The sequence below is a fragment of the bacterium genome, from assembly GCA_024226335.1.
In the GTDB taxonomy this organism is placed as follows: domain Bacteria; phylum Myxococcota_A; class UBA9160; order SZUA-336; family SZUA-336; genus JAAELY01.
Window position 1 is genome coordinate 1 of the sequence record JAAELY010000393.1, and the last position, 5,993, is coordinate 5,993.

Annotated in this window: 4 protein-coding genes and 2 pseudogenes; 5 read left to right on the forward strand and 1 reads right to left on the reverse strand. The window is 59.2% G+C overall.

Going from position 1 to position 5,993, the window contains the following annotated elements; translation table 11 throughout:
* Positions 1–199 (forward strand): hypothetical protein (locus GY725_19870; protein ID MCP4006444.1); only part of this gene is annotated, 199 nt, incomplete at its 5' end.
* 313 nt (positions 200–512) lie between these two features.
* On the opposite strand, the pseudogene GY725_19875 reads toward GY725_19870, so the two are convergent.
* Positions 513–860, reverse strand: a pseudogene (locus GY725_19875) (type II toxin-antitoxin system prevent-host-death family antitoxin).
* Between the two features lie 936 nt (positions 861–1,796).
* Here GY725_19875 and GY725_19880 point away from each other — a divergent pair.
* The 4 genes and pseudogenes from GY725_19880 (at position 1,797) to GY725_19895 (ending at position 5,302) form a co-directional block, all read left to right on the forward strand.
* The gene (locus tag GY725_19880) at positions 1,797–2,762 is read left to right on the forward strand and encodes a DNA cytosine methyltransferase (protein MCP4006445.1); all 966 of its coding nucleotides are present in this window, start codon (positions 1,797–1,799) and stop codon (positions 2,760–2,762) included.
* Positions 2,752–3,200, forward strand: a pseudogene (gene vsr / locus GY725_19885) (DNA mismatch endonuclease Vsr). Before GY725_19880 ends, vsr begins: the two are co-directional and overlap by 11 nt.
* Positions 3,187–4,335: a hypothetical protein gene (locus GY725_19890; GenBank protein ID MCP4006446.1), complete on the forward strand. Its 1,149-nt coding sequence runs from the start codon at positions 3,187–3,189 to the stop codon at positions 4,333–4,335. Before vsr ends, GY725_19890 begins: the two are co-directional and overlap by 14 nt.
* Entirely contained in the window at positions 4,322–5,302 is a 981-nt protein-coding gene (locus tag GY725_19895; protein MCP4006447.1) for a hypothetical protein, read from the forward strand. Before GY725_19890 ends, GY725_19895 begins: the two co-directional genes overlap by 14 nt.
* The last annotated feature ends 691 nt before the right edge of the window (positions 5,303–5,993 follow it).

A 5,993-nucleotide genomic window follows, 5' to 3' on the forward strand; every position in this document is an offset into this window, starting at 1 on the left:
AGTGATGATCGCCTCTAGCGAATTCAAAGCCGCCGCCCAGGTCCAGGCCAAGGCTCTCGGTTTCGAGCCCTCAGGCGTCTTCGTGCCACATCCGATCCAGGATCGCACCGACGACGAGGTGCGCGCCCTCGCCGACGCCGCAGCCGACGAGATCGTCGCGGCGTTGACCGCTGCTCCAAAAGCCGAGCCAGCGGCTTGACTCTTGGCCCAGCCTCCTCCGGGAGGAAGCCCATTCCTTCCGCCGCTGAGCGATCCCCCCGAGGCCCGTGCCCTCGACCCTCCGGAGCCGCGAAGCGGTGAGATCGGGCGCCGATCTCACCCGGCCGGCCGGTCGCCATAGGCTCCCGGGATCGCGGCCAGTCGGGCGCCCGCCGGCTGCCGGTCGCCGCCCGGTCGCGGAGCTCGCGGAGGCTCGGTGCGACCGCCGGCGTCGGAGGCGGCGACGGAATCGTGGCCGGAGCGCCGGCGCCGGTAAGGACCGTCGACTCGGTCTGGCCGTCGCCCTTGCCGTCGCCGGGCTCGTCCTCGAGCCGCTGGAGCCGCTCCAGCCGCTCGCTGCCGACCAGGGCGGCCACCGGCTTGCGGTAGCGGGTGATCAGCACCAGATCGCCGTTCTCGGCCTGGCGCAGGGCCTCGGCGAGGCGGCTCTTGGCGTCGGCTGCGCGACAATCACCGGCGGTCGCCGGCGCCGCACCATGACGGTGGCGAGGTCTTCGCGGCCTTCGTCGGTGCCCGGCGTACGGCCTTTGAAGCCGAGGAGCTCCTTGATGTCCTCGGGCGCCAGATGGCCCCTCAGCCACTGGCGCACTTCCTTGACCCGGGAGCGCAGCAGCTGCATCGCGTCCCGGCGCAGCTCCAATCTGGCGGAAGCGGCGTTGGCATTGTGATCGGCCTTGTCGTCGTCTTGCTCATCGAGGTCGGCCTGTTTGGCGAGCACCATGCGCCCGAGCACGTCGAGCAGGCGGGCCAGGTCGGGCAGCTCTTCGCCGTCTTCGAGCACTGCGGTCATCTCCGGCTCGAGCGCTCTGGCGATCTTGGGTCCGGAATTCCTCAGGAAGGACGCCAGCCGGCGGGCGTCTCTCCAGCGATAGGCGGGCATCTTGTCCACAAGCGGGTCCTTTCCTGTTGGCTGAGGTGGTGTTAGCGCCGGGTGGATCTCGGATAAGGGAGCTCGTTGGGCCTGGGTGACAGTCAGCCGGCGACGCAACCACCGAGCGCTCCTCGCGGGTGGAAGCGGTTGGACCTCCTTGAGCGACAAGGCGCTCAGCCTTCTGCCAAACCAGCCATATAGGTCCCCGCTCAACTCGTGAAGCCTGCGAAGCAGGGAGCCTCCGGCACACGGCGTTATCCCCATCTTGCTGCTGATCCGGTGCGACAGACAAGCTCAGACTAGAGCCACTCGGTTACACTATGGCCATGATGGACGGCAGAGAGAGCAAGCGAGAGCGGCGCGGGCCGAGTCCACGCGGCGCGATCGGCGTGCTCTGCCTGTGCTCTACTCCTGGATCCCAAGATAGTCCCGGACGGCTTCTCGCGCCAACCACGGCGCCGCTCCTCAAGGAAAGCGGGCGGCATAGGCCACCCACTGGCGGCGGCGTAGGCGACAAGGAAGCGTGACCCTCGATGTCTGCGGCCTCCCTATGGACCGGAAGTCCAGTCGATAGCCCGCCCTCCGGCATCGGAGCCCCTCCACGTGAAGCGAGATCACCCTGCAAACAAGCCCACGTGGTCTCACCGATGGCTGACTCATGCCCCGCCTCGCGGACAGATCGGACAGGTAGATGGCAACAACAACAATGACGAACGCCCGCTACTCCGGGATCTCGCTCTTCGCTGGATGTGGTGGGAGTGATCTCGGCATGGCAGAGGCCGGGATCGATGTAGTGTGGGCCAACGATAGGGATGAGGGTGCATGCCAGCTTTACGAGAGCATTACAGGTCGGGAGATCGAGCACGCGGACATCCGCAAGATTGACAGCTTCCCTACCGCAGATATTCTGTGTGGGTGTTACCCTTGCCAGGGCTATAGCCAAGGCGGCAGGCGTGATGAAGACGCATCCATCAATTTTCTCTATCGAGAGTTCGACCGTGTCCTGAGGAAAGTCAGGCCATTGGCATTCATAGTTGAGAACGTTGACGGAATGCGCTTCTCGCAGAACCGGAGCTTGCTGCGGTCCCAGATTATTAGATTCAGAGCGGCCGGATACCTCGTGAACTGGAAGGTGCTCGACGCTAAAGATTACGGTCTTGCGCAAGACCGCAAGCGACTCTTCATCGTTGGGATCCGAAGCAGAGAAAACCTCCGTTACACGTTCCCTGAACCCACACATGGAGCACCACAGCAGAGCAGCTACAGGACGCTCCGTGATGTAATCTGGCACCTACGCGATGCGCCATCGGGCTCGTTTTGCGAAGACCCATTCCATTGGTATTATATGTCACGTAACAGGCGTCGAGGCTGGGATGAACAGGCTCGTTGCGTCGTAGCACACTGGAGGCATGTTGGATTGCACCCAGATTCACCACCCTTGAGACGTATCAGCACAGATCGATGGCTTTTTGACGGTGAAGGCTACGCTCGACGGCTAAGCTACTTTGAGTGCGCGGCATTGCAGGGCTTCGTTGATACGAAGCGCTTTACTGGCCTGCGACCGAGACGTATATTCCGTGCAATAGGCAACGCTGTGCCACCACCACTCTTTGCTGCTGTAGCTGCAAATCTTACAAAGCAAATAGATACCTTGTCTCAAAATGTACCGTAGGAGACCAGTCAGCCGCAGCGAGAACATGCGGCGCATACGGTCGAAGGACTCAGCGCCGGAAATGCTTGTACGTCGTACCCTTCACGCACTTGGCTACAGATACGGCTCCATCTCCACTGCCTCCCGGGTCGACCAGATCTTGTATTCCCATCGAGACGTAAGATCATCTTCGTACACGGCTGCTTCTGGCATGGTCATGAGAATTGCAGGCGGTCGCACAACCCACGAACAAATCGCGACTATTGGAGGCAAAAAATTGGACGCAATGAACAGCGCGATATCCGAAACCGCCAAGAACTGGAACGCCTCGGATGGTCGGTGGCCGTGGTTTGGGAGTGCGAACTAACTAACGATGTTCTAACGGAACGCTTAACTTGTTTCCTCGACACACTAACAATAGTTGATGAAACAGCTGAGGTACGCAATGACTCAACGTGACCAGGCGCAAGATCGCAAGGTACGGGAGATTTCCCTCTCGAAACTTATGCTTGACGCCAAGAATCCGCGATTCGCAGGTGCGCTCGGTGGAAACGCTAGACAGAAGGCGATCGTCAACTACGTCGCAGATACAATCGGTATCAGCGATTTGTTGAGCTCTATGTCGCAAGGCGGCTTCTACCGCTCCTCGCCACTGATCGGGATCAGTAGGGATCGAAAGACTATTATTGTCGAGGGGAATCGCCGACTCGCAGCGGCTCTTGTACTCACCGGCGACCAGCGAGCAGTAACACAGAAACACAGGGTACGGAATTACCCCATCAAACCTGACGCAGGCCCAAGCCTTACGACGCTACCTGTTCTAATCGCAAGGAGCAGGGAGGAAGTCCTGCCGTACCTTGGCATCGCCCATATTGTAGGAAACAAGAAATGGGACTCTTATGCCAAAGCTGCCTGGGCCGCTAAGGTAGCAGACAAGGAGATCTATCCTGGAGGACTCCGGCAGATCTCAGATGAAATAGGAGACAAGCACCGCACCCTTGAGCGAATGGTACAGGCGTATCGTTTGGTGACCCAACTTGAGGCCACCGCCAGATTCTCTCCTGAGAAAACAATCAAGAAGGGTCGCGGCACTGCTAAATATCCCTTTTCTTGGGTCTACACAGCACTAGGCTACGCTGCAATTCGCGAGTGGTTAGGAATCAGCCATGAAGACATGGAGGAAGCGACCTCTCAGGAAATCATCACCGACCTGGAAGGACTCAATAGAGGAGGCGATCTACTTACCTGGATGTTTGGGAGTCAAGTCAAAAATCGTCAGCCAGCGCTATCGGATTCGCGGCAGATCTCTGATCTCGCGGCCGCCGTTACAGATGAACGTGTGCTTTCCCATCTGCGGCGAGGAAGAAACCTAGACGATGCGCAAGATGCGGTGCAGCCCGCTCACGAAAAATTGATGGACGGTCTAGTGCTAGCGACAGAAACGCTTGAACGTGTTCTAGGCGTCTTGGGAGCTAGCACAGATGAATTGAGTGAGCGACATCTTCGAGATCTCGAAAGAGAGGCCCGCCGCACGCGAAGTGTCGCAAATCAAGTATACAGCCTCTTGCGGGACCGCAGCGATGACTCAGACTAGGCAGGCGAGAGACGTAACAAGACAAGCAGCTCGCGAGGCAGATGACGTCGAGCGAGCGGCACTGCGAGTCGGCAGAGGTGTTGCCGTCCCGCTTGAAGAATGCCTTCATGACAATGATATCTCGGAAGATAACACTGAAAGGCATCTCGACGAGTTCGAAACCGAAGATGCAATTCTTCGTGCCGCTAAGGAAGAAGCCGAGCGGGATGATTGGATCGCGCGAGTCGGAGAAGTAATTGACGAACGCGCTGCGATTCTCGGCGCCTGTTATCCTTTTTCCATTGATGGAAATAATATTACCTACCGAGGAAGCCGAACTTTTACCTACGAGTTCTGTCTTGCGGCATGCTATGTACCAAATATCAGCCTTCGTAGGTACAAACCTATTCAAAAGGCGTTCGAGCGGCTAGCTGGTTTAGCCCTGGGTCTTCTTCTAGGCAAGAACTCAAGTAGCCTCCGTACCGGTTATCCACCCGACGAGGGCCTTGGAAGCTTTGATCAGATCATATCTCGCCTAGATCAGTTGATGCCTGACGAATGGGCCATCGATCCCAATACGAGGATTGAGAACCCACAAGACGGTGGCGTTGACTCAGTAGTCTGGCTGAAACCAGACTCTCGCTCCGGCAGCCTCATATTTGTCGGGAATTGCACTTGCGGCAGAAACTGGCTTAAGGAAAAAAAGCACACAGAGCTCGCATCGGATCTGCTTGACCCCATCCTCTCGCGTCCGAAGTGCAAACAGTTGAACGATTTCTTTGCGCTTCCATTTCACGTGTACGAGAGTCGCGACTGGTACGAGGTCTGTTTGGCCGGGCGATTTGCGCTTGATCGCCTTCGACTTGTTCAGCTGGCCGAGAAAAGCTCACCGGTTGAATGGAAAGCGCTTACTCAGGATTACTCGCTGGACTTGCTGGACTTGATAGCGACGGCCGAACCCGAGCTTCAGCCTCTGCTCGCTGCGTAGGGCTACCGGGTTCAGATTCTGCCGCACCCGGTCCACCTGGCCGGACCAGATCGAACCGGTCGAAGAGGGCGGTCGAGAACGTTCTCTCTCTAGGTGGAGTTCACTTGACTTCGTATCGCCCGTATTCCTGACCGCGGTTCCTGGCGGCCACTCCTTCGACCGGTTCCACCAGATCCGGCGACGGCACCAGCAGCGCACGGGCGCCGATCGTCCGGCACGTGACCTCGACGAGGACGCCGTCCTTGTTCTCGGGTATGAAGCGTGCAGGTCGGCCTATCTCAGTCTCCGGCTGCTCGGGAAATCCGAATGCCTGGCGACCCAGGTCAGGCGTTCGGATCCCTGACCACCGATGCGGGCTTCGCCGGCTGAGCCGAAGCACCGCCAGAGCCCGCACTTGTGGCAAGCTCTGCCTATATAAGACGCAAAACCGCTTCCCGATCTGCAGCTGCGAGCCAAGAAAGTCGGTGGCGAGGAAAGGTCGCCATGGGCGTCTGAGGGCGGCAGTGCGGTCGACGATTCAGACCTGCGCCAGGAGATCGCCCGCCGCTGCGACGCGGTGATCGAGGCCCTCGCCGACTGAGGGTCGTGCACGTCGTGCAGTGTGCACGACCTCACCGATCTCGAGGCGCGCGGCGTGCCGGGAGTGATGATCGCCTCTAGCGAATTCAAAGCCGCCGCCCAGGTCCAGGCC